Origin of the sequence: Dactylosporangium sp. CA-052675 (assembly GCF_050947935.1) — a bacterium.
Taxonomy (GTDB): domain Bacteria; phylum Actinomycetota; class Actinomycetes; order Mycobacteriales; family Micromonosporaceae; genus Dactylosporangium.
In genome coordinates, this window is the sequence record NZ_CP192010.1 from 2,628,465 (window position 1) to 2,651,328 (window position 22,864).

23 protein-coding genes are annotated in these 22,864 nt (G+C 74.7%); 8 read left to right on the top strand and 15 right to left on the bottom strand.

Annotation, left to right across the window (positions count from 1 at the left end; all coding sequences use genetic code 11):
- The first annotated feature begins 25 nt into the window (after positions 1 to 25).
- Complete coding sequence (locus ACQP1P_RS11890) at positions 26 to 1,390, top strand: hypothetical protein (protein ID WP_433085942.1); 1,365 nt, start codon at positions 26 to 28, stop codon at positions 1,388 to 1,390.
- Here ACQP1P_RS11890 and ACQP1P_RS11895 read toward each other — a convergent pair.
- On the bottom strand, positions 1,357 to 1,644 hold the full coding sequence (locus ACQP1P_RS11895) for a CBU_0592 family membrane protein (protein WP_433085944.1): 288 nt from the start codon (positions 1,642 to 1,644) through the stop codon (positions 1,357 to 1,359). The two genes, ACQP1P_RS11890 and ACQP1P_RS11895, sit on opposite strands and share 34 nt — an antisense overlap.
- Positions 1,645 to 1,719: 75 nt before the next feature.
- On the opposite strand from ACQP1P_RS11895, the gene ACQP1P_RS11900 reads away from it, so the two are divergent.
- Positions 1,720 to 2,616 carry a LysR family transcriptional regulator gene (locus ACQP1P_RS11900; protein ID WP_433085946.1) on the top strand — a complete coding sequence of 299 codons (897 nt, stop codon included), beginning with the start codon at positions 1,720 to 1,722 and terminating at the stop codon, positions 2,614 to 2,616.
- Between the two features lie 31 nt (positions 2,617 to 2,647).
- Here ACQP1P_RS11900 and ACQP1P_RS11905 read toward each other — a convergent pair whose 3' ends face one another.
- From ACQP1P_RS11905 to ACQP1P_RS11915, 3 genes are all read right to left on the bottom strand, one after another.
- On the bottom strand, positions 2,648 to 3,850 hold the full coding sequence (locus tag ACQP1P_RS11905; protein ID WP_433089970.1) for a hypothetical protein: 1,203 nt from the start codon (positions 3,848 to 3,850) through the stop codon (positions 2,648 to 2,650).
- Between the two features lie 126 nt (positions 3,851 to 3,976).
- Positions 3,977 to 5,020, bottom strand: coding sequence for a coiled-coil domain-containing protein (locus tag ACQP1P_RS11910; protein WP_433085948.1), 1,044 nt, complete (start codon positions 5,018 to 5,020; stop codon positions 3,977 to 3,979).
- Between the two features lie 40 nt (positions 5,021 to 5,060).
- The gene (locus tag ACQP1P_RS11915) at positions 5,061 to 5,618 is read right to left on the bottom strand and encodes a hypothetical protein (protein WP_433085950.1); all 558 of its coding nucleotides are present in this window, start codon (positions 5,616 to 5,618) and stop codon (positions 5,061 to 5,063) included.
- A 94-nt stretch (positions 5,619 to 5,712) separates the two neighbouring features.
- Between ACQP1P_RS11915 and ACQP1P_RS11920 the strand changes: the two genes are divergently transcribed.
- A complete protein-coding gene (locus tag ACQP1P_RS11920; RefSeq protein ID WP_433085952.1) occupies positions 5,713 to 5,931 on the top strand; it encodes a ferredoxin in 219 nt (72 codons plus the stop codon).
- A gap of 12 nt (positions 5,932 to 5,943) precedes the next feature.
- Here the strand turns inward: ACQP1P_RS11920 and meaB are convergent, their stop codons facing one another.
- The 7 genes from meaB to ACQP1P_RS11955 all read right to left on the bottom strand — a co-directional run bounded on the left by meaB (position 5,944) and on the right by ACQP1P_RS11955 (position 13,842).
- A complete protein-coding gene (gene meaB / locus ACQP1P_RS11925; protein WP_433089971.1) occupies positions 5,944 to 6,921 on the bottom strand; it encodes a methylmalonyl Co-A mutase-associated GTPase MeaB in 978 nt (325 codons plus the stop codon).
- Positions 6,903 to 8,954 (bottom strand): methylmalonyl-CoA mutase, encoded by a 2,052-nt coding sequence (gene scpA, locus ACQP1P_RS11930; RefSeq protein WP_433089973.1) that lies wholly within the window; start codon positions 8,952 to 8,954, stop codon positions 6,903 to 6,905. The genes meaB and scpA overlap by 19 nt, the downstream gene beginning before the upstream one ends.
- Positions 8,955 to 9,046: 92 nt before the next feature.
- Complete coding sequence (locus ACQP1P_RS11935; RefSeq protein WP_433085954.1) at positions 9,047 to 10,756, bottom strand: methylmalonyl-CoA mutase subunit beta; 1,710 nt, start codon at positions 10,754 to 10,756, stop codon at positions 9,047 to 9,049.
- Positions 10,757 to 10,833: 77 nt separating this feature from the next.
- Positions 10,834 to 11,418 carry a hypothetical protein gene (locus ACQP1P_RS11940; protein ID WP_433085956.1) on the bottom strand — a complete coding sequence of 195 codons (585 nt, stop codon included), beginning with the start codon at positions 11,416 to 11,418 and terminating at the stop codon, positions 10,834 to 10,836.
- The gene (locus ACQP1P_RS11945; protein WP_433085957.1) at positions 11,372 to 12,766 is read right to left on the bottom strand and encodes a hypothetical protein; all 1,395 of its coding nucleotides are present in this window, start codon (positions 12,764 to 12,766) and stop codon (positions 11,372 to 11,374) included. The genes ACQP1P_RS11940 and ACQP1P_RS11945 overlap by 47 nt, the downstream gene beginning before the upstream one ends.
- The gene (locus ACQP1P_RS11950; RefSeq protein ID WP_433085959.1) at positions 12,763 to 13,170 is read right to left on the bottom strand and encodes a hypothetical protein; all 408 of its coding nucleotides are present in this window, start codon (positions 13,168 to 13,170) and stop codon (positions 12,763 to 12,765) included. The genes ACQP1P_RS11945 and ACQP1P_RS11950 overlap by 4 nt, the downstream gene beginning before the upstream one ends.
- Positions 13,171 to 13,260: 90 nt before the next feature.
- A complete protein-coding gene (locus tag ACQP1P_RS11955) occupies positions 13,261 to 13,842 on the bottom strand; it encodes an ATP-dependent Clp protease proteolytic subunit (protein ID WP_433085961.1) in 582 nt (193 codons plus the stop codon).
- 193 nt (positions 13,843 to 14,035) lie between these two features.
- Here ACQP1P_RS11955 and ACQP1P_RS11960 point away from each other — a divergent pair, with 193 nt between their 5' ends.
- On the top strand, positions 14,036 to 14,539 hold the full coding sequence (locus ACQP1P_RS11960; RefSeq protein ID WP_433085963.1) for a chemotaxis protein CheX: 504 nt from the start codon (positions 14,036 to 14,038) through the stop codon (positions 14,537 to 14,539).
- 67 nt (positions 14,540 to 14,606) lie between these two features.
- Here the strand turns inward: ACQP1P_RS11960 and ACQP1P_RS11965 are convergent, their stop codons facing one another.
- Positions 14,607 to 15,239, bottom strand: coding sequence for a hypothetical protein (locus ACQP1P_RS11965; RefSeq protein WP_433085965.1), 633 nt, complete (start codon positions 15,237 to 15,239; stop codon positions 14,607 to 14,609).
- Between the two features lie 135 nt (positions 15,240 to 15,374).
- Between ACQP1P_RS11965 and ACQP1P_RS11970 the strand changes: the two genes are divergently transcribed.
- Together ACQP1P_RS11970 and ACQP1P_RS11975 are read left to right on the top strand one after the other, a co-directional pair.
- Complete coding sequence (locus tag ACQP1P_RS11970) at positions 15,375 to 17,414, top strand: sensor histidine kinase (RefSeq protein WP_433085967.1); 2,040 nt, start codon at positions 15,375 to 15,377, stop codon at positions 17,412 to 17,414.
- A 5-nt stretch (positions 17,415 to 17,419) separates the two neighbouring features.
- Positions 17,420 to 18,076, top strand: a complete 657-nt coding sequence (locus ACQP1P_RS11975; protein WP_433085969.1) for a response regulator — start codon at positions 17,420 to 17,422, stop codon at positions 18,074 to 18,076.
- Here ACQP1P_RS11975 and ACQP1P_RS11980 read toward each other — a convergent pair.
- Both ACQP1P_RS11980 and ACQP1P_RS11985 read right to left on the bottom strand, forming a co-directional pair.
- Positions 18,073 to 18,837, bottom strand: coding sequence for a hypothetical protein (locus ACQP1P_RS11980; RefSeq protein WP_433085971.1), 765 nt, complete (start codon positions 18,835 to 18,837; stop codon positions 18,073 to 18,075). The two genes, ACQP1P_RS11975 and ACQP1P_RS11980, sit on opposite strands and share 4 nt — an antisense overlap.
- Complete coding sequence (locus ACQP1P_RS11985) at positions 18,824 to 19,375, bottom strand: RNA polymerase sigma factor (protein WP_433085973.1); 552 nt, start codon at positions 19,373 to 19,375, stop codon at positions 18,824 to 18,826. Before ACQP1P_RS11985 ends, ACQP1P_RS11980 begins: the two co-directional genes overlap by 14 nt.
- Positions 19,376 to 19,535: 160 nt before the next feature.
- Here ACQP1P_RS11985 and ACQP1P_RS11990 point away from each other — a divergent pair, with 160 nt between their 5' ends.
- Positions 19,536 to 21,980 (top strand): putative bifunctional diguanylate cyclase/phosphodiesterase, encoded by a 2,445-nt coding sequence (locus ACQP1P_RS11990; protein ID WP_433085975.1) that lies wholly within the window; start codon positions 19,536 to 19,538, stop codon positions 21,978 to 21,980.
- A 48-nt stretch (positions 21,981 to 22,028) separates the two neighbouring features.
- On the top strand, positions 22,029 to 22,169 hold the full coding sequence (locus ACQP1P_RS11995) for a hypothetical protein (RefSeq protein ID WP_433085977.1): 141 nt from the start codon (positions 22,029 to 22,031) through the stop codon (positions 22,167 to 22,169).
- 76 nt (positions 22,170 to 22,245) lie between these two features.
- Here ACQP1P_RS11995 and ACQP1P_RS12000 read toward each other — a convergent pair whose 3' ends face one another.
- Entirely contained in the window at positions 22,246 to 22,824 is a 579-nt protein-coding gene (locus ACQP1P_RS12000) for a TetR/AcrR family transcriptional regulator (RefSeq protein ID WP_433085979.1), read from the bottom strand.
- Positions 22,825 to 22,864: the final 40 nt, after the last annotated feature.

Sequence of the window (22,864 nt, forward strand, 5' to 3'; positions counted from 1 at the left end):
CGGGATCGCGGGGTAACCTCGGCGGGTGCATGCGCACGCCTTAGCCGACGACCTGCGCCCGCGTCGGTCGCTGTGGCTCTCCCGGCGTGCGCGGTGGTCGGCGTCCGGGGTCGCCGCGCTGGCCGTCGTGCTGCTGGTCTTCGGGTTCGTGTACCGGCTGAGCCAGCGCCCGTACGGCTTCGAGCGGTTCGAACGGATCGGCGGCGTCGCGCTGCCGGCCGACAGTGTCCGCGCCCGGGCGTTCCTCGACGGCGGCCGCGCCTTCCTCGGCCGGGCCACCGGCGGCGGGAGCTACGAGCTGCGAGCCGTCGACTCCGACAAGCCCGCGGTCGCGATCTGGACCAACACGTCGCTGACCGACGTCGACACGTTCCGCTCGGCCCGCGGCATGGTGCAGGTCACCGGGCTGCCCGACGCGGCCGGGCACCGGCGGGTGACGCTGCTCAACGCCAACAACGGGGTGCCGTTCGCGACCTTCGACGTCGACTCCGGCGACCGCTGGGAGCTCGTCGGCAAGTACTTCGTGCGCTACGCCGAGGCCACGCACCGCCTGAGCGTCACCGACGTCGGCAACGGCAAGACGACCGCGGTGCTCGACCAGCCGGGTGGCGCGGCGAGCTGGTGGCTGACCGACAACTGGAGCGGCCAGCAGGTGCCGACGTCCACGGCGGGTGAGCCGCTGGACGAGGCGCTGACCGTGGACCCGAACATCGTGCGGGCCATCCCCGACCGGGGCCTGGAGGTCGTCGGGCTCGCCGGCGGGCACGTGCTCGGGGCCGGGACGGGCCTCGCCGACCCGGACGATCTCGTGTACCCGTACGAGGACCAGGTCTTCGTGGCGCCCCGGGCGGCGAAGTTCGCGCTGCGGGCGTACGACCGCAAGAGCCTCGGCAAGGCCAGCTGGACGTGGGCGTCCCCGGACGAGCGGGCCCGGCCCCTGTTCGTCACCTCGTGCGGGGAGCAGCGGGTGTGCGTCGGCGAGGACCACTTCCTCACCCAGCTCGACACCGCCGACGGCCGGGTGGTGTTCCGCATCGCGGCCGAGCGCCCTTCGCAGGCCGTCCCGGTCGGCGACCGCATCATGATGCGTACGGGTTCCGGCACCGACACCGCGGAGACGCTGCTGGACGCCGACGGCCGGACGGTGCGCAGCTGGCCCGGCAAGCGCGCGGCGCGCCTGGACGAGGGCAGCTACCTGCTGCTGCCGGCGGTACCCCCGAGCGGCGCCTACCCGTGGATGGGCGTCGACGCCGAGCACGGCACCGCGCGCAACCTCGGCGACGTCGACGCGCGCCCCGACTCCTGCACCTGGAGCCACACCTATCTGGCCTGCGCGACCAAGGGCGAGTTCGCCTTCTACCGCATCCGGGCGCCCTGGTACTCCATCTGATCCGCCGCCCGGCGCACCCGCGCCCGCCGCGCGATCCGGAACATGGTCACCGCCCCGATCCCGACCCACACGACGTTGACCGCGGTGGACGGCCACGCGTGGCTGACGGCCGAGTTCCAGGCGAGCGCGACCGCCCCGACGATGTTCATGGCCTGGAACGCGAACCCGTCGCCGGTGAGGCGCTTGGCGGACACCAGGCCGTAGGCGGCGAGCACCAGCGCGGCGCCGGCCCACCCCAGGAAGCCGATCAACATGGCGACGATCGTCGCATCAAGTGCGGCTAACGCGTGAGCGAGAATTGCTACAGCAGTACTGCAGTGAGGCTTCACATGGATCTTGACCCGCGCCGGCTCGCCGTGCTGGCCGCGATCGCCCGCCGCGGCACCCTGGCCGGCGCCGCGGCCGCCCTGCACGTGACCCCGTCGGCCGTCTCCCAGCAGCTCGCCCAGCTCGAGCGCAGTGTCGGGCGCCCCCTCGTCGACCGCTCCGGCCGCCGCGCGGTGCTGACGGCCGCGGGCCGGGTGCTGGCCGACCGGGCCGAGGCGATCGCCCGCGAGCTGGTCGAGGCCGAGCGCGAGCTCGCCGCGATGTCGGGCCGGGCCGCGGGTCTCGTGCGGGTCGCCGCCTTCGCGACGGTGATCCGCCACCTGCTCCTGCCGGCGATGGCGCTGCTGGCCGAGGACTTCCCGGACGTGGTCTGCGCGATCACCGAGCTGGAGGGCGCCCCGGCCCTGCGCGAGCTGCGGCTGGGCGGCATCGACCTGACCATCACCGAGCGCGACGCGGTCCTGGGCCTGGAGACCCGCCGCCGCCTGACCGTGATGCCGCTGTGCGAGGACCAGTACCGGGTGGTCGTGCCGGTGGGCTGGCCGCCCGTGCACGCGTACGCGGACCTGGCCGACCGCCCGTGGGTCGCCGGCTCCCCGTCGTCGACGACGGGGCAGATCCTCGACCGGGTCTGCCGCGAGCAGGGCTTCACGCCCCGGCGGGTGCACGAGTGCCTGGACTATCCGACGGTGCTGGCGCTGGTCGCGGCCGGGCACGGGGCCACGATCGTGCCGGACCTCGCCCTGCGCGGCGCGAACCGCGACGAGATCACCGTGACGTCGCTGCCGGGCGCGGGCGCGCGGCGGCTGGACGCCCACGTGACGGCGGCGAGGGCTCAGCTCCCGGCGGTGGAGGCGCTGCTGTCGTGCCTGCGGACGGTGGTTCCCGGGCCTCGGTAGTGTCCCGATCGGCCGAGGCCCGGGAGGGTCGCTAGGCGGCGACGATCGTGCCGTCGGGCTGTCTGGTGCAGGTGACCGCCCGCGCGGCCGTGGTCGAGGCCGCGCCGAGGCACTTGGCCAGGACGGCCTGGCCCGCGGCCGTGGGGTGCCACGACTCCTGGCAGGTCTGGAAGTACGACACGCAGGTGTTGGCGATCCGCTGGATGGCGATCTTGTCCTTGCCCGAGAGGCTGGTCACGAAGGTGCCGCTCGCGCCGTCCTGCAGGCGGATCGGCGTGGCCAGGGCGCCCGCCGGGCTCCCGGGCCGCTCGCACAGCCGGGCGCCGTCGAAGGCGTGCTGGACGTCGAGGAACACGAGGTCGTCGTTCGGGCGCTCGGCGGCGAGGGTGTTGCGCACGTTCTGCACCAGCGTGCCCAGGCCCTGCGAGAAGAGATGGCCGGCGGAGAGGCTCGCGCGGTGGATCGGGCAGCCGGCCGCGTACCGCAGGGCGCCGAGGTCGCGGAACTTGTCCCGGTCGTCCTGGCGGCTGTCGGCCTCCCAGTAGGACGGGTCGAGGTCGAACGGCAGCGGGTTGGTGTAGTCCTGGAACACGACCCGGTGCTGGTGGTCCGCGTCGACCTGGTCGAGGGTGGTGAGCAGCTGGCGGACGGCGGCGATCGTCTCGGCCGTGGCCGCGTCGAACTGGGCCTGGGTGGCCAGGTCACCCGCGGCGCACGGGGCCTGCTCGACCGGGCCGCCGAGGTACGCCCAGAACTCCCACCACCCCGTCCACGCGTCGGCGATGAAGCGGTTGGCGCACTTCTCCGCCACGTCGCCGAAGGTGAACTGGCTGTTGTTGGAGCCGAGCCCGACGAGCACGAGGTCGATGTCGTGCGTCTGGGCGACGGCGCGGAGCTGGTCGAGCTGGGCGGCGACGGTCCGGCCCTTCTCGCGGGCCGAGGACGGGCTGGCGAAGTCGGCGGGGCGGCCGCCGGAGCAGGCCAGGTTGTACCGGTCCTGGATGCCCGGCAGCGTGGCCTGCAGCAGCGATGCGTTGGCCGAGCGGTGGCAGAAGTAGGCGTTGCTGTTCGGCGCCGACCAGCCGGGGAAGCCCTGGCTCACGCCGTTGACGTCGACGACGGGCTGGTAGGCGCCCGCCCCCTCGCCGGAGATGAAGCTGTCGCCCAGGGCGACGGCGGCGGTGGGCAGGGCGGCGGCGGCCGCGGTGGGCGGGGTGGCGGCGGTCGCGGCCACGGCCGCGGAGGCGACGACGGTCGCCACGAGCGCGGCACGGAGGAACTTGGACACGGGCGGTCTCCTCGATCCCAGAACGTGAAGAGTTCTCGGATCAGATCACGGGAGCACCACGCAGGTCAATGTCTAATAGATCGACATGTGGACATGGTTCGTGTGGTCGCTGCTCGGGTCGCCCTGGCCGCTGGAGTACGGGTGCCAGCCCGCGGCCGGGGTCCAGATCTGGCGGAACCAGATCACGTACATCACCCCGAGCGCCGAGGCGTTGCGCACCAGCCACGTCGCCAGCTCGGTGCCGTACTCCTTCGCCGCCCCCGTCGCCACCCCGCCGAAGCCCTTCGGGTCGGCCGCGAAGTCGCACGCCCGGCCCTTCGGGTGCTCGTAGGGGCCGCTCGGGCGGAAGCACGACACGTAGTGCCCGAAGCCCGCGAGCTTGACCTGCTCCAGCGCGTGCTCGGTGCGCGGGGTCAGGCAGCCCGACGTCGTCGGGTCGTGCAGGCCGCACGTCTCCGGCGGCCACGAGCCGTCGGGGCGGCGCGGGGCCGGCTCGGCGTTGACGAGCGGGGTCTTCACGCTCGTGGTCGTCGCCGGGTCGAGGATCGGCTGCGACTCCCGGTTCAGCGCCTCGGCGAGCGCCTGCTCCACGGCCGCCTTCTGCTGGGCCATCACCGCGAGCTGGTCCTGCTGGCGGCGCACCTCGGTGTCGATGGTCGCCCGGTTCGCCTCGAGGGTGGCCCGCACGCTCGCCAGCTCCTGCAGCTGCGCGGACTGCCGCCGGGCGACGAGCTCGAGCAGGCTCACGCGGTCGGCGAAGACGCCGGGGCTGGGGCTGTCCAGCAGGGTCGCCGCGTCGCGCAGGCCGCCGCCGTACTGGTACGCCGCCACGGTCACCGTGCGCGTGGCCTCGACGAGCCGCTGGTAGCGCGGCTCCAGCTCGGCCTGCTCGGCCTGCACGAGCGCCTGGCGGGCCTGGGAGGCGGCGAGCTGGTTCTGCGCGTCGATGTAGGCCTTGTTGGCCACCTCGAGCTGCTCGGAGAGCGCGTCGGAGCCCGTCTCGGCCGCCACCGTCGCCTTGGGGGAGGGCTGCGGTTTCGGGCTCGCCGACGCGGGGGCCGCCGTCAGGGCCAGCAGGGCGCACACGACGGCCGCGATCCATGGTGATCTGGTCATACCGCTTGCCTGATCGGCAGGGAGCGGGCCGACTTGAGGGCTATCGCACCGCCGCGTAGAGCCCGGCCGTGGTGCTCGTCCCGGTGGCCCGCACCAGCACCCGCTCCAGGTCGCTGAGGAAGCCCAGCGGCCCGCGGCGGCCCAGGAACCCGTGCGCCGCGCACAGCCGCAGCTCGGCGGTCGGGCCGAGCCGCAGCAGGCACAGGAAGAAGCGCGCACCCGCCGGAGCCGGATCGCGGGGCACGACCGCGGACAGCCGCGCGGCCCCGCGCACCCCGGCGGCCCCGGTCGAGTCGCACCGCCGGTCGGCGAACCAGCAGCCGTCCGGGCGGGAGTCCTCGTAGGCGACCTCGGCCCGGCGCAGCAGCGAGCCGACGGGTTCGTGGCGGTAGCGCGAGGGCGCGCAGTCGAGCCGGAACCCGCCCGCCGGCACGCGCAGGGCGGCCTCGTCCTCGCCCGTGTACGCGGCCAGCTGCAGCGCGACGGCCGCGAGCAGCACCGTGACCGGGTCGGCCCGGTGCCGCTCGCCGAGGCAGCGCACGGCGAGCGCGAGGGAGGGCGACTCGATCATCCCCGAGTCGAGATCCATGTGATCCACCGGTGCCGAACGTAGGGCCCCGCGGGCGAGCCGATCAATGCGTTCCCGCGGAACTTGCCGGTTTCTTGCGGCACGCGGCGATAGATTGGCAGACATGTGGCAGATCACCATCAGCGACGCCTGCATCGGCTCCGGCAGCTGCGTCGGGGTCGCACCGGAGCGCTTCGACCTCGACGACGCCGAGGGGCGCGCGCACCCGGTGCGCCCGGAGATCGAGCCGGGCGACGAGGCGGTGCTCGACGCGGTCGCGAACTGCCCGATGGAGGCGATCACCGTCGTGGACCTGGAGACCGGCCGGACGGTCGAAGCCTAGAACGGTCGAGGCCTAGGACGGGGCCTGACCGCGGTAGGCGGCCAGGAGTGCCTCGGCCGCCTGGACCGGGGTCAGCGAGCCGTCGAGGACCGCGCGCTCGATCCGGGGCGTCAGCTCGCGGACCGCCGGCGACGTGCGCAGGCCGTCGAGCAGGGCGTCGCGGGTCATCGCCCAGACCCAGCCGATCTGCTGGCGCTCCCGCCGTGCCCGCAGCTCGCCGGCGGCCTCCAGCCCGTCGTGGTGGCGGCGCAGCCGGTCCCACAACGTGTCCAGGCCGGCCCCGGTCAGGCCGCTGCACGTGAGCACCGACGTGCCGGAGTGCAGCAGCCGCAGGGCGCCGGAGAGCTCGCGGGCCGCGGCGCGGGCGTCCTGCTCGTGCGGGCCGTCGGCCTTGTTCACCGCGATCACGTCGGCCAGCTCCAGCACGCCCTTCTTGATGCCCTGGAGCTGGTCGCCGGTGCGGGCCAGGGCCAGCAGCAGGAACGTGTCGACCATGTCGGCGACCGCGGTCTCGGACTGGCCCACCCCGACGGTCTCGACCAGCACCACGTCGTAGCCCGCGGCCTCCACGACCACCATCGCCTCACGCGTCGCGCGGGCCACCCCGCCGAGCGTGCCGGAGGTGGGGGAGGGGCGCACGAACGCGGCGGGATCGTTGGCCAGGCGGGTCATCCGCGTCTTGTCGCCCAGGATGCTGCCGCCGGTGCGGGTCGAGGACGGGTCGATCGCCAGGACGGCGACGCGGTGGCCGGCCTCGATGAGGTACATCCCGAGCGCGTCGATGAACGTGGACTTGCCGACCCCGGGCACGCCGGTGACGCCGATCCGCCGGGCGCCGCCCGCGTGCGGGGTGAGGGCGTGCAGGAGCTCCTGGGCGCGGGCGCGGTGGTCGGCGCGGGTGGACTCGACGAGCGTGATCGCCCGGGCGATCCAGGCGCGCGAGCCGCCCCGGACGCCCTCGACCAGGTCGCTCAGTGCTGCAACCGGGATCGCAGCACCTCCAGCAGGTCCAGTGCCGCGTCGGCGATGACGGTGCCCGGGCCGAAGATGGCGGCGGCCCCGGCCGTGCGCAGCTCGTCGTAGTCCTGGGGCGGGACGACCCCGCCGACCACGATGAGGATGTCGTCGCGGCCCAGCTCGGCGAGCTCGTGGCGCAGGGCCGGCACGAGCGTCAGGTGCCCCGCGGCGAGCGAGTTGACGCCCACGATGTGCACGTCGGCCTCGACCGCCTGCCGGGCCACCTCGGCCGGCGTGGAGAACAGCGGGCCCACGTCGACGTCGAAGCCGAGGTCGGCGAAGGCGGTCGCGACCACCTTCTGGCCGCGGTCGTGCCCGTCCTGGCCCATCTTGGCCACCAGGATGCGCGGCCGGCGGCCCTCGTCGTCGGCGAAGGCGTCGGTGGCGGCGCGGACGCGCTCGACGGCGACCGCCGCCGTGCTGCCCTTGACCGCCTCGTCGCGATACACCCCGGAGATGGTACGGATCTGCGCCGTGTGCCGCCCGAAGACCTTCTCCAGCGCGTCGGAGATCTCCCCGACGCTCGCGTGCGCCCGGGCCGCGGCCACGGACAGCTCGAGCAGATTCCCGCCGCCGGCCGCGCCCTCGGTCAGCGCCCGCAGCGCGTCGTCGCAGGCGGCCTGGTCGCGCTCGGCCCGCAGGCGCTCCAGCCGGGCGATCTGGGCCGCGCGCACCGCCGAGTTGTCGACCTTGAGCACCTCGATCGGCTCGTCGGTGTCGGGCCGGTACTTGTTCACCCCGATCACCGGCTGCCGCCCCGAGTCGATGCGGGCCTGCGTGCGGGCCGCCGCCTCCTCGATGCGCAGCTTCGGGATGCCCTCGTCGATCGCCCGGGCCATGCCGCCGGCCCGCTCGACCTCCTCGATGTGCGCCCAGGCACGGGCGGCGAGGTCGTGGGTGAGCCGCTCGACGTACGCGCTGCCGCCCCACGGGTCGATCACCTTCGTGGTGCCCGACTCCTGCTGCAGCAGCAGCTGCGTGTTGCGTGCGATGCGGGCCGAGAAGTCGGTCGGCAGGGCCAGGGCCTCGTCCAGCGCGTTGGTGTGCAGCGACTGGGTGTGGCCCTGGGTCGCGGCCATCGCCTCGACGCAGGTGCGCACCACGTTGTTGAAGACGTCCTGGGCGGTCAGCGACCAGCCCGACGTCTGGCAGTGCGTGCGCAGGCTCAGCGACTTGGGGTTCTCGGCGCCGAACTCGCGCACCAGCCGCGCCCACAGCAGCCGCCCGGCCCGCAGCTTCGCGACCTCCATGAAGAAGTTCATGCCGATCGCCCAGAAGAACGACAGCCGCGGCGCGAACACGTCCACGTCCAGCCCGGCGTCGCGGCCGGCCCGCAGGTATTCCACGCCGTCGGCGAGCGTGTAAGCGAGCTCGAGGTCGGCGGTCGCCCCGGCCTCCTGGATGTGGTAGCCGGAGATCGAGATCGAGTTGAACTTCGGCATGTGCTTCGAGGTGTACCCGAAGATGTCGCTGATGATCCGCATCGACGGCGCGGGCGGGTAGATGTAGGTGTTGCGGACCATGAACTCTTTGAGGATGTCGTTCTGGATGGTGCCCGAGAGCTGCTCGGGCTTCACCCCCTGCTCCTCGGCGGCCACGATGTAGAGCGCCAGCACCGGCAGCACCGCGCCGTTCATCGTCATCGACACGCTCATCCGGTCCAGCGGGATGCCCTCGAAGAGGCGGCGCATGTCCAGGATCGAGTCGATGGCGACCCCGGCCATGCCCACGTCGCCGGCGACGCGCGGGTGGTCGGAGTCGTAGCCGCGGTGGGTCGCCAGGTCGAAGGCGACCGAGAGGCCCTTCTGCCCGCCGGCCAGGTTGCGCCGGTAGAACGCGTTGGACTCCTCGGCCGTGGAGAAGCCGGCGTACTGCCGCACCGTCCACGGCTGCGTCGTGTACATGGTCGGGTAGGGCCCGCGGACGAAGGGCGCGATGCCGGGCAGGCTGCCGAGGAACTCGACCCCGGCGAGGTCGTCGGGGCCGTAGACGCCCTTGACGTCGATGCCCTCGGGCGTGGCCCAGACCTCGCCGGCCTCACCGCGCTCGGCCGGCTCGACGCGCGGCGTGCCGAGGGCGACCTCGGAGAAGTCGGGGATCACAGTGCCACTCCCAGGTCCTCGTGCGTGCGGCGCAGGACGGCGAGCGCGTCGCAGCCGCTGTACAGGTAGGCGTCCACGCCGTCGTAGTCGCCCTTGCCCGCGAGCCAGATCGTCGTGACCCCCTCGACGCGCAGGCGGGCGGCGGTGGCCGCGGCCTGCTCGGCGTAGGAGCGGTCGGAGCCGCAGATGCACGCGACCGGCGCCGCGCTGTCCTCGCTCAGGCGCACGCCCCCGGCCGCGAACAGGTTGGCGGCGAAGCCGACGCGGGCGGAGTGCGCGGCCACCGGGCCCAGCGCGACCAGGCGCACCGTGGGGGGTTCGGCCGCGGCGTCGGCGGCGTCGCGGAGCGCCTCGAAGCCGTGGGCGTACGACATCCGCGGCAGCCCGCCGCTCGGCGGCACCGGCGCCGGGGGTCTGATCGGCCGCCGCTCGTCCAGGTCCGGGAACTCCGACACGCCCGTGATCGGCTGCCGGCGGTGGGCCAGGTCGGCCTCGCGCCGCTGCCGGACGGCGCCGACGCGCTCCTCGACCAGCCCCGAGCGCAGGGCCGCGGCCATCCCGCCGGCGCGCTCGACCTCGGTGAAGACGTCCCAGGCGGCGTGCGCGAGGGCGTCGGTGCGCGACTCGACGTACCAGGACCCGCCGGCCGGATCGAGCACCCGGGCGACCCCGGACTCCTCGATGAGCAGCGACTGGGTGTTGCGCGCGATGCGCCGCGAGAAGGCGTCGGGCAGGCCGAGCCGCGCGTCGAACGGCTGCACGGTGACCGCGTCCGCGCCGCCGGCCCCGGCGCCGAAGCACGCCACGGTGGTGCGCAGCAGGTTGGTCCAGGGGTCGCGGGCGGTCATCATCGCGTCGCTGGTCACCGCGTGCTGCCGCTGGGCGCCGAGGTGCGGCACGTCGCAGACCTGCGCGACCCGCGCCCAGATGCGCCGCGCGGCGCGCAGCTTGGCGATCGTGGCGAACTGCTCGGCGGTCGCGGCGAAGCGGAACTCCAGCTGCTTGAGCGCCATGCCCGCGGACAGCCCGGCCCCGACGAGCTCGCGCAGGTAGGCGACCCCGGTCGCGGTGGCGTAGCCGATCTCCTGGGCGTCGCTCGCGCCGGCGTCGTGGTAGACGGTCGCGTCCACGGTCGCGATCGGGACGGGGGAGCCCGTCAACGCCGACAATACGCTCATATCGGGCACTGATCCGGTCCGCGCGGCCAGGCCGAGCGGGTCGGCGCCCAGGTTGCCCGACTTGTCCGATCCGGGCAGCGCCAGGAACGCGCGGGCGGCCTCGTGGGTCAGCGGCCCGTGGTCCAGCACGACCGCGGCCAGGTCGAGCAGCACCCCGTCGAGCGCCTCGGCGAGGTCGCCCGGGGCGATCCCGGCCAGCCACAGCGACGTGGCCCCGTTCTCGAGGTCGGCCAGCACCGCCGCCCGGGTCGCCTTCGGGTCGGGGTCGGCGTGGCGCTGCCGCACGTCCCACGGCCGCGGCGCCGCGCTCGTGCCCCGCACGAACGGCACGTGCCCCGGCTGACCGGCCGCCGGCGCGGGGTCGGCCGCCGTGTACAGCGGCGCGATCCGCAGCCCGTCGTAGGTCTCGGTCGCCAGCAGGTCCGCCACCGCCTCGGGCGGCGTGTCGTCGCCGGCCAGCCCGGACTTGCGCAGCACGCCCAGTGCGAGCCGCTGCCAGTCCAGGAGTTCCTCGGTGGGCGTGCTCATGGTGGACACGTTAAGGCCGCGTGTGCGCCGGTGGGCACCCCTGTGACAACCTCCACCCACTCCACACTGCCACCGGTTCAGCCCCTACGCAGGATCTGCAGGCCGAGCACGATGCCGAAGCGGGAGTCGGTCACCGCCGTCACCACCCGGTGGCCCCCGGTCCGGGCGGTGAGCAGGAGCTGGGACACCAGGACGTGCTCGGCGACGCATTCCATGTCGACGTACGCCTCGTCGTCGCCGATGCGCAGCAGCGCCCAGACCTGCCCGTCGCCCAGGCAGATGGCCTGGAGGCGGTACTGCCCGGCCGGGAGGGCGCGATCGTCGTCGAGCCGCAGGAGGTTGTCGCGCCGCCCGCTCATGAGCCGCTCGGGTGTCGTCTCGACCGCGTCGGACTCGGGCTTGTTGTACTCCCGCACCCGGCGCAGCATCGTGGCGACCTGCTCGCCGGAGAGCCCGGCGGGCACCGGGTCGGTGGTGGCCAGGGCCGGCGGCCCGGCCGGCGCGGCGACGATCGTGCGGGTCGCGGGGCGGGCGGTCGCGAGCGCGTAGCCGAACGCGAGCCCGGCCACGAGCGCCACCGCGATGGTCACCGCCCCGCGGCGGCTCCGGACGGGCTCAGGCCGCTCCGGCACCGGCCGCGCGCCGGTCACCTCGATCTCCACGCTCACCCTCCGGCGCCGGCGGGTCCGGCTGGGCCGGGATCGCCGCGCTCGCGGGAGCGGGCGCGAGGCTCACGACGAGCCACGTCGCGGCACTGACCCCGGCCAGCATCGCCATCACGATCGTAACCCGGTCGACGGACGTGGACAGGTGCCAGCCGATGGGATACGGCGAAATGAGATAGATGAACGTGATCGCGGCCCAGTATCCGCCGAAGACCACCCACAGCCACCCGTCGCCGGCCAGCCCGAGCGCGCGGCGGCGCCCGCGCAGGAAGAAGGTGCCGAGCACCGCGGCGAGCACGGCGGCCCCCACGACGGAGCCGACTTGGCCGCTCAGCGCCGCCTGAATCTCCGGCAGCCGGCTCCAGGCCGCGTGGTCGCCGTGCAGCAGCTGCCCGAAGCGGCCGTCGGCCATGAGATCGTTCTTCGCGCCGAACACGCGCGCCGTCGCCGACCAGACCGCGGCGACCCCGACCGGCAGCCAGCACCACGCGGCGCGGCGCGGCTCGTGGCGCAGCCGCAGCGTCGCCACCACCGCGACGACCCCGGCGAGCGGCAGCCCCTCGTTCTTCGTCAGCACCGCGGCCGAGACGAGGAACAGCGCGAGCGGCGTGACCCGCACCGGATCGGCCGCGCCGAGCAGCAGCACCGCCCCGGCGACGAACGCGGCCGCGCACATCGTGTCGCTGTAGCCCTCGGCCGGCGCGGTGAACTGCGGCAGCCAGGCCGCGCACGCGGCGGCCAGCGCGGCCGGGACCGACAGCCAGGCCGGGGCGTTCGCGGTCGCCCGGCGCACCGCATAGGCCACCAGCACGACGGCCGACCACGTGATCGCGACGTTGACCGCGAGGGCCGGGCGGAACGTGAGGGAGTCCAGCAGCCGCCACGCGACCGCGACCGGGGCCGAGGCGATGGGCGGGTAGTCGGTGTGGGTGATCGCGATCGTCTCGTTGCCGATCGCGGCGCGGGCGAAGTCGCCGCCCTGCGCGAAGTATCCGGCGTGCTGCCACCAGATCGCGTGCGCGTCCCAGCCGAGCGGGCTCTGGAACATCATCAGGAAGGGCGCCAGCAGCGGTACGCCCAGCAGCCCCGCCTCCCGCCAGGAGCCGCCCGGCACCGCCGCGGCGCCGCGCGCGAACCACGCCAGGGCGACGGTGGCCAGGAACACCGCTCCGAACCAGGGCAGCAGCGGCCCGCGCAGCCACAGCATGAGCACCACGGCGACGCTCGACACCGCGGCGGCGGCGAGCGGGGAGAGCACGACGGCCAGCGGCACCGAGCGGGTCAGCGCCCAGGCCAGCGGCAGCCCGGCCACGGCCAGGGCGAACACGGCGACGACGCTGGTCATCGGGCGACCGCCGTGAGCTCGAGCCCGACCCCGTCCGGGAGCCTGGGATCGACGCGGCGGCGCAGCACGACGTCGGCCCGCTCGCGGGCGTTCACCGTGGTCACGCCGTGCATGGCGGCCAGCTCCTGCAGCCGGAACCACCAGATGCCGTCGGGCTCGTCGATGTAGACCAGCGCGCCCGCGGGGACCTCGCGCCCCATCTGCTCGCCGAGGTGCTCCATGGCCGTCAGGAGCCTGCGCTCGGGCTGCCCGGAAGCGCCCCGGTAGCGGGCCGCGAGATAGGCCCCGGCGTGCGCGGCGTGCGCCGCGTTGATCACCGCGGGAACCAGCGCCGCGACCGCGACCAGCGCGACGACGAGCCGTGTCGCGACGAGCCGTGTCGCGACGAGCCGTCCGTCCCTCATCCCATCCCCCGGTGATCCGTGTGGCGGGGACTATACGTGGCGCGGAGGGTACCGTGCGCCCCAGGAACGGGTGGTTCCGTCCGGGACGGCTCAGCGCCGGACGATGCCGCCGATCAGTCCGTAGTCGATCGCCTCCGCCGCGGTGAGCACCCGCCCGGACTGCAGGTCGTCCTCGACCCGGGAGCGGGCCTGGCCCGTGGCGCCCGCGATGCGCAGGATCAGGTCCTCCAGGTCGCGCAGGTAGCGCCCGGCCTCGGCCACCACCTGGTCGGCCGTGCCGCCGGGGGAGGAGACCTTCGGCTCGGCGAGCCGGAACCGCGCGTGCGCGAACGCGGAGCGCTCGGCCGCGGCGCAGAACACCCCGAGCGCCGCCCCGCTCACCTCGCCGACGGCGGTGGCGTGCACCGGGGCGCCGATCGAGTCGATGGCGTCCACGAGCGTCCAGACCGCCGCGAGATGGCCCTGGTCGGCGCTGAGGTGCAGGCTGATCGGCTCGGCCCCGGCGGCGTCGAGCGCGAGCAGCGTCGCCGCCGCCCGGGCGGCCATCTCGGGCTCGATCGGCCCGCGCACGAACACCATGCGCCGGCCGAACAGCTGCTCGTCGAGCCAGGGCGCGTGCTGGGCCGGCGGCGGCACCGGCTCCTCGTCCCGCCGTTCGTAGTAAGGGCGCATGAGCCGAACATAGGCGAGAATCGGTGATCCGGCCGCCCGCCGTTGCGGTTTCCGCTCCGGGCTGAAACCCCCGCCGTGCCCCGGCCCGGCCTGCGCAAATGTGGCAAACCGGTCGCGTTGAAACCCTAGGCTGGCACCATGCGGTGAGGAGGCACCGGCAGGCGGTGCCGCGTCGCAACCGTCGGGAGCCGCCATGGCGGACGTTTCCACCGCAGAGTCCGGACTGGTGGACCAGGACCTCGCCGAGATCGTGCACGAGGTCTGGGACGCCTACCTCCAGCAGCCCGACGCCACCCCGGTCGACGCCCCGCCGATGCCCGACGCCAAGTCGATCACCGCCGCCGTGTCGATCACCGGCGCCTGGGAGGGCCACGTCCGCGTGCTCGTCCCGCCGAGCGCGGCCGGCGACATCACCGCGATCATGCTGGCCATGGACGCCGCCGAGGTCACCGACCACGACGTGACGGACGCGATGGGCGAGCTCATCAACGTCGTGGGCGGCAACATCAAGAACCGCGGCGCCCAGCCCGCCAAGCTCGGCCTGCCGGTCGTGGCGACGGGCCGGATGCTGTTCCCGGCCACGCGCGAGACCCACCGCCTGGCGATCGGCTGGCCGACCGGCGACCCGATCGTGTTCAGCGTGCTGCACGTCAACCCGGACCGCGCGGTCCTGCCCGTGACGGCCAAGAAGGCCTGACCACGGCTGGGTCCGGCGGCCGGAGCCGCCGGACGATGGCGTGTTCAGCAGGGGCCGGCCCAGCGGGTCATGCGCGGGCCCCCGTCAGCTCCGGGCGGGCGGCCAGGATCAGCCCCAGCGTCAGGTAGCCCACGAGCAGGTGCGTCGCGCCCACGTAGTCGGCGATCGGCGAGCCCAGGACGGCGAACGTCGGCACCGTCACCACGGCCCAGCTCTCCGCGACCGTCGGCCAGATCCGGGCCGCGCCGCGCCAGCGGGCGGTGAACAGGATCTTCAGGCCGATCACGAACATGCCCAGCATCGACAGGGGCCAGAACACGTCCATCGGCACCAGCCAGACGGCGTCGCGCAGGGACGGGACCGCGTGCAGGAAGCTCCACACGGTCGCGACGGCGAGCAGGACGTGCTCCACGTACAGCATGCCCCGCGCCACCTTCGAGGTGCCCGTGGCCGCGGTGCGCAGCTGGATCGCCAGCAGGGCGAAGAGGCCGAGCTGGAAGGCGCCGCCGCCCAGGTCGGAGATGGTCCGGCCGAGCGAGTCGGTCGGGTTGTTGCCGACCGTGAACATGGTGACCGCCCAGGTCAGCGTGCCGGCGGCGAGGGCCAGGGCCAGCGCCCGGGTCGGGCCGGTCGAGATGCGGGCGGTGGCGGCGGGCGAAAGGTCGGTACGAGCGGGAATCGGCTCGGTTCGAATCGTCATGCCGGGAACTCTGCGGCGCCGGCCGACCCGGGCGGCAGGGGCCGGCGACCCCGGCATCGTCCCCCGTCGTGTCCCGCCCAGGACGGGACCGCGGTCCTCGGGCCTTCGGGACACCTCGGATGGCACCATGACCGGGTGTCCAAGCCCCGCGTGCCCACGCTGGTCGGCGGCGTGTTCGTGTGCCTCACGCTCGCCGCGACCGTCGCCTCCGTCGTGCTCGAGGCGCGGCTCGGGGCGCGGCAGCGGGCCGGCGACGGGCTCGAGGCCGGCTGGATCTCGGGGCTGGCCGGGCTCGCCCTCGCGGTGCCGGGCGGGCTGCTCGTGCACCGGGTGCCGCGCAACGCGGTCGCGTGGATCCTGTGCGCGAGCGGGCTGCACTGGGCGCTCGACGGGGCCGCGGTCTCCTACGTCGCCCACGCGGTCGCGCACAGCCCGGCGCCGCAGGGGGCGGCGCTCGCCTACTGGGTGTACCAGCGCGTCGGCGCCGGTCTGCTGTTCTCCCTGCCGCTGCTGCTCGTCTTCTACCCCGACGGGCGCCTGCCTCGCGGCCGGTGGCGCTGGGCCGTGCTGGGCAGCCTGGGCGCGACGGCGATCCTGCCCACGACCCTGCTGTTCGTGCCCACGCGCATCGCCGAGGCGATGGCCGACGACCCCTCGCCCGCGGCCGTGCGCGACCTGTCGATCGACCTGCTCGCCCTGCCGCTGCCCGACACCGCCTGGCAGGTGCTGCTGCGGGTCGGCTACACCGCGCTGCCCCTGAGCCTGCTGGTCCCCTTCGCCGTGGTCTTCCGCCGGTACCGTGCGGCGACCGGACTGCAGCGCACCCGCATGCGGTGGCTGTTGTGGGCCGGCGTGGTGGACGTGCTCGTCATGCTCTCCGCGCTCGTGCTGCCCCAGCCGGTCCTCGGCGCCGGGCTCTTCGTGGCCATCGCGATCACCGGCGGGGCCATCGCGATCGGCGTGCTGCGCCCGCAGCTGCTCGACATCGACCGGCTCCTCGGCGGCACGGTGCTCTACGGTGCCCTGGCCACCGTCGTGGTGCTCGTCGACGCGGCGATCCTCGCCCTCGTCACCACCGCGCTCGGCGACCGGGGGGCGGCGCTGGTGGGCCTGCTCGTGGTGCTGCTGGTCTACGGCCCGCTGCGCAACCGCCTCTGGGTGCTCGTCCAGCGCGTGGTGCTCGGGCAGCGGCACGACCCGTACCGCATCATCTCCGGCCTCGCCGAACAGCTCGAGCGCTCCGACAGCCCCGAGCACCAGCTGCTGGCCGTCGCGCGCAGCGTCGCCGAGGCGTTCCGCTCGCCCTACGTCGCCGTCGAGGTCCACCGCACCGGCGGGCAGGCGCTGCTGGCCGAGCACGGGACGGCCCCCGCCGACGTGCAGACGATGCCGATCACGTACCGCGACGAGACCGTCGGCCGCCTCATCCTCGCCGCCGGCGGCTACCGGGCCGCGCTCTCCCCGCGCGACGAGCGCCTGCTCGCCGACGTGGTCCGGCAGGCGGCGGCCGCGGCCCGCTCCAGCTACCTCGCGGCCGAGCTGCAGGTGAGCCGCGAGCGGCTGGTCGGCGCGCGGGAGGAGGAGCGCCGCCGGGTCCGCCGCGACCTGCACGACGGCCTCGGCCCCGCGCTCGGGGGCGTCGCGCTGCGCATCGACACCGCCCGGAACCTGCTGGCCCGGGCGCCCGAGCGGGCCGACGAGATCCTGCGCCGGGCCCGCGACGACGCCGCCACCGCCCTCGCCGACGTGCGGCGGCTGGTGCACGACCTGCGCCCGCCCGCGCTGGACGACGTCGGCCTGGCCGGCGCGGTCGGCCAGCTCGCCGAGCGCCTCCGCGGGCCCGGGCTGACCACGCGGGTCTCGGCCTCGCTCCCGGCGGACCTGCCGGCGGCGGTCGAGGTGGCGGCGTACCGCATCGCCTCCGAGGCCCTGACCAACGTCACGAAGCACGCGAACGCCGCGACCTGCACGGTCGCGCTGACGGCCGGCGACGGCGCGCTCACGGTCGAGGTCCGCGACGACGGCACCGGGATCGCCCCCGGCACCCCGAGCGGTGTCGGCCTCGTCTCCCTGCGCGAGCGGGCGGCCGAGCTCGGTGGCCGCTGCGAGATCGAGTGCCCCGCGGACGGCGGCACGGTCGTGCGCGCCCGCCTGCCCCTGCCGGTCCTAAGCTGACGGCCATGACCAACGACCGCGCCATCCGGGTGCTCGTCGCCGACGACCACCCGATCTTCCGCGACGGGCTCGCCGTCCTGCTCGGCTCGGTCGACGGCCTCGAGGTCGTCGGCACGGCGGCCACCGGGCTCGAGGCGGTCGAGCTGGCCGTGGCGCGACGGCCGGACGTCGTCGTCATGGACGTACAGATGCCGGATCTCAACGGCATCGAGGCCACCCGGCGGCTCGCGGCCGAGGCCCCCGACTCCGGCGTCGTGGTGCTCACCATGTCCGAGGACGACGGCACCGTCTTCGCGGCCGTGCGCGCCGGCGCCCGCGGCTATCTGGTGAAGGGGGCCGAGCAGGAGGAGATCGTGCGCGCGATCACCACGGTCGCGGCCGGCGGCGCGGTCTTCGGCGCCACCCTCGCCAGGCGCATCGCCGAGTTCTTCGCCGCCGGCCCCCCGTCCGCGAGCACGGCCTTCCCGGAGCTGACCGCCCGCGAGCGCGAGATCCTCGAACTGCTCGCGGCCGGCCGCTCCAACGCGCAGATCGCCCAGGCGCTGTACCTGTCCCAGAAGACCGTGCGCAACAACGTCTCCAACGTCTTCGCCAAGCTGCGCGTCGCCGACCGGGCCGAGGCCATCGTCCGCGCCCGCGAGGCCGGGCTGGGCCTTGCCTAGGGCACGACCGGGCCCGAGATCATCATGGCGTGCTGGAGCACCGGCGAGGCGTCCTGGCCCGGCGCCGGGTGCACGTCGGCCGGCAGGTAGTACAGCTCGTAGGCGTGGTGCTCCTGCAGCGCCGTGATGCTCGGCACCGTGAACGTGAACGGCGGCGAGATCGTGGTGCCGGTCGTCACCGTCGGCCACACCGTGCCGGAGCCCGGGAAGAGCAGCCCGTTGGAGTGGTCGTCCAGCAGCCAGATCCGCTTCGGGTCCAGCGGCGGGCAGGTGCCGACCGCGTCGGTGGCCGTGAACTGGCCGTTTTCGAACTTCAGGTGCATGCCGACCGCGCACTGACTCGGCAGCAGGCTGCTCGGGCCGCCCGGAATCTCCCCGCCGCCGATCGACGGCGTCGGCCCGCCCGAGGGCCACGCGTCCGTCGGCAGGCCGCCGGTCGTCCACTGGCTGGAGTGGCCGCCGCTGAGGCTGGGGCCACCGAGACCGACCTGCGAGGCGTCCTGGAACCCGCCGCCGAGGCGCCCCGTGGCCACCCCGATGACCAGCACCAGGCCGACCACCCCCGCGAAGACGCCCGCCAGGGCGACCCGGCGCCGGCGCCGCACGTTCACCGTGTGCCGGCGCTCGATGACCTCCTCCGGCCCGTCGGCCGGCGGCCGCCCCGCCCGCCGCACCACCTCGGCGAGGCCGGCCTCGGCGTCGAAGGGCTCGCCGGCGTACGCGCGGCGCACGAGCTCCCGGGTCACGTCATGCTCGGCCATGCTCACTCGCCTCCATGATCTGCTGGAATCGGCGCACGTACGGCTGCAGGACCTTGCGCAGCTCCGCCACGTGCGTGCGCACGGTCGACTCGCTCATCTCGAGCACGCTCGCGATCTGCGCGTAGCCGTCGTCGTGCAGGAAGTAGAGCAGCGCCACCTGGCGCCGCCGGAGCGGCAACGAGTCGATGAGCCGCCGCACCGCCGCCTCGAGGCCGAGGCTGTCCTCGACCCGGCCGAGGCCGTCGTCGTCCGCGGAGGGCTCGGTCCACGGCCGGTCCTCCAGACCGATGTACCGCGACTCCGCCTCCGCCCGCCGCCGCGCATAGTGCTTCGCGGTCGTCAGCACGTACGCGCGGCGCTGGGGCGGCCCCAGCTCGCGCAGCCGGTCCCAGCGCTCGAGCATCCGGGCGAAGCCCTCCGCGGCCGCCTCCGCACCGAGCTCGCGGCCGGCGAACGCGCACATGACGTGCTGCACCCGCGCCGCCTCGGTCCGGTAGAACTCCGCGAAGTCCGCCGGTGCCGTACCAATCTCGTGCATCACGTCTATAGAGAGCCGAACGACCCCGATTCCGTCCAGTGGCCACACGGTACGCCTGCAGGGTGACTGATCGAGCGACCGCCGTCACCCTCCCGGATAGGGGTCGTTACCGGGGTCAGCTAGCCCGAACCCCCTTCCCGGCGAGCGAACGGACCCCTCCATGCGACCAGTCGGCGGCGCGCACAGGTCCCGGCGGCACTGGTCGGCGGCGTCCGCGCCGCTGACCCTGACGGCCGCCGCCGGGCGGCGGACGGTGGCGAGCGCCGCCGGCCTCGCCGCGGGGCTCGCCGCCGCCGGGGTGTGCGCCGCGCTGCCGTCCACCGCGCCCGTCGTGGCGCCGGTCGCCGGGCTGGCGCTCGTCGCCGGCCTGCTGCACCTGCCCGGCGTCGTGGCCGGCCCCGGCCCCGGTGCCGTGCTGCGCCGCGCCTTCGACGGGGTCTGCGTGGCCCTCTGGAAGTTCCTGACGCTGCTCGTCCTCGTCCTCGATCAGCGCGGCGCGGCGAGCCGCACCGTCTTCGTCACCTGCCTGCTGGCCATCCTCGGGATCACGATCGCGGTGGTGAGCGGCGTGCGGGCACCGTTCCCGCGCGGGGCCGCCGTCACCGCCGCCGGCGGCGTGGCCCTCACCGTGCTCGCCCTCGCGATCGTGGCGCTGCTGCCGGCCGAGCCCGCCCGGCACGACGCCTGGCTGCTGTCCGCCGGAGGCCTGCTCGTGCTGGGTTCGGTACTGCTCTGGGCCGGCGCCCGCCGCTCGCTGCACGGGCACGCCGGGAACACCCGCGTCACCGACGGCACGCTGATCGGCGACCCGCTGCTGGTCGCGCCGGTGCTCGCCGGGGCCGCCGCGGTGCTCTACGCGCTGGTGAGCCGCGGCCGCATCGGCACCCCGGCGATGGTGGTGGGGGCGGCCGCCGTGCTCGTCGTCGTGCTCCGCGAGATCGTCGAGACGCTGGTGACCCGGCGCTTCAGCGGCGAGCTCGCGGCCACCCGCAGCGCGTTCGCGACCATCGTGGCCGGCTCCAGCGACGTGATCCTGGTGCTCGCCGGGGACCTGTCGGTGCGCTGGCAGTCGCCCGCCGCGGCGCGCCAGTTCGGCCTGTCCGACCAGGAGGTGCTGGGGCGCCCCTTCGTACGCCTCGTGCACGCCGCCGACGTGGCCACGGTCCGGGCGGCCCTCGCGCACGGCCCGGGCGCGAGGGCCACGCTGCGGACTCGGATCTGCGACGGCTTCGGAGTCTGGCGGCACGTGGACTGCACCGTCAGCGACCTGCGCGACGACCCCGCGGTCGCCGGCGTCGTGGTGCACCTGCGCGACGCCGGGGAGCGGCTGGAGCTGGAGCGCAGCCTGCGGCGCAGCACGAGCAGCGACCCGCTCACCGGCCTGGCCAACCGGGGCGCCCTGCTGCGCGAGCTGACCGCCGGCACCGGGTTCCTGATCACCGCCGGCCTCGACGGCTTCGCCGGCGTCAACGACCTGCACGGCCCCGGCGTCGGCGATGCCCTGCTGGTCGAGGTGGCCGCCCGCATCCGCGCCGCGATCGCCCCCGGCGACGTGGCCGCCCGCCTCAACGGCGACGAGTTCGCGGTGTTCACGCGGGCCGAGCGGGTGCGCGCGTACACGCTCGCGACGCGCCTGGCCGGGGAGCTCGGGGAGCCGTACGTCCTGCCCGGCACGGTGCTGCGGCTCTCCGCCGGCATCGGCCTGGCCCCGGCCGGCGGCGCCCCCGAGGACTCCCTGCGCCGCGCCGACCTGGCCCTGCGCCGGGCCAAGCGCACCGGCCGCGGCCGCGTGCAGTGGCACGACGAGGCCGCCGAGGAGGCCTGCGTACGGCGGGCCACGCTGGAGCAGCACCTGCCCCGCGCGATCGAGCGGGGCGAGCTGGATCTGGCCTACCATCCCGTGTACGACCTCGTGGAGGGCCACCCGATCGGCGTCGAGGCCCTGCTGCGCTGGCGCCACCCGCGCCTGGGCACCGTCCCGCCCGCGGAGACCCTGGCGGTGGCCCGCGACCTGAACCTGACGGCCCCGGTCACCGACTGGGTCCTCGCGCGCGCGGCCCGGCAGCTCTCGCTTTGGCAGCACGAGGGGTACCACCTCTGGATCTCGGTGAACGCGGGCTTCGACGACTTCGTGGACCCGACCTTCCCGGCCCGGCTGAGCCTGGCCCTGGACAGCCACCAGATCCAGCCGCGGGACTTCGTGATCGAGCTCGCCGAGCGTGAGGTCGGCGCCGACCCGGAGCGGGTGAGCGAGCCCCTGGCGACCGTCCGCGCCGTCGGGGTCCGCACCGCGCTGGACGGCTTCGGCACCGGCTCCGCCTCCCTCGCCCACCTGCGCCGCCTGCCGGCCGACCTGCTGAAGGTGGACCGCACCCTGTTCACGTCGCCGGTGACGACGGCGGGCCGGGCGGCGCCGATCATCGACGTGGTCGTGGGCCTGGGCCGCCGCCTGGGCGTGACGGTGGTGGCGCACGGCCTGGAGGCGGGGGAGCACCTGGAGCTGGTGCGCCGCGCCGGGTGCCGCTACGGGCAGGGCCACTACTACGGCCGCCCGGCCCCGGCGGAGCGCATCGAGGCCGCCCTGGTCCGCCAGCGCACCTGGTAGCCCGCCGCCGTCGCCGACGGTTCAGACCTCATCGTTCCCCACAACTCGGTGGCGTTTCTCGAAAGCGGGGACAGGAACTACGCGCTGACCGGCGGCGGGCCAATCCTGGTAGATACCGTCACTGGTGAGTGCCGTGAGCTCGATCTGGACGAGGTGATCGCGTATCGGCGCCGCGGTTTTGCCGTTTGACCAGGCGCTCACCGGTTCGGAGACGAAGGCGGGTTCATCCGGCGGCGGATGGGCCCGCCTTCGCTGTGAGTGCGGGTCAGCGGAAGGCGGCGCCCATGTCGGTCAGGGACTCGTGCATCACGTCGGCCAGCGGCGTGCCCTTCGGGCGGTCCAGCCACACCTGCACCGCCACGCGCATCGCGACCAAAAACGCCGCGGCCATCAATCGAGCGTGCATCGGCGACGCGGGGGAGCGGCGGGCGATCTCCGTCGTCAGCTCGTCCTCCATCGACGCGTACGTCGAGACCTGCTGCGCCGCCAGGGCCGGGTGCCGGCGCACGAGCCGGACCTGCGTCACCCAGTGCGGATCGCGGGCGCCGAGGTCGCGCTGGAACTCCAGGGCCGCCGCGGTGAGCGCGGCCCACGGGGGTTCCGACAGTGGGCGCTCCGCCACGGCGGAGACCAGGCGGCGCACGCGCTGCTGGTCGCCGTACAGCAGCGCCTCCTCCTTGCTCGCGAAGTAGTTCGAGAACGTCCGCCGCGACACCTCGGCCGCGTCGGCGATCGCCTCCACGGTGACCTTGTCCAGGCCGTGCTCGATCGACAGGGCCACCGCGGCCTCGTGCAGGGCCTGGCGGGTGGCGACCTTCTTGCGTTCCCGCAGGCCTGTTCCCACGCCCCGATGTTATCTAGTTCTCATTGCGCAAACTTGCGCA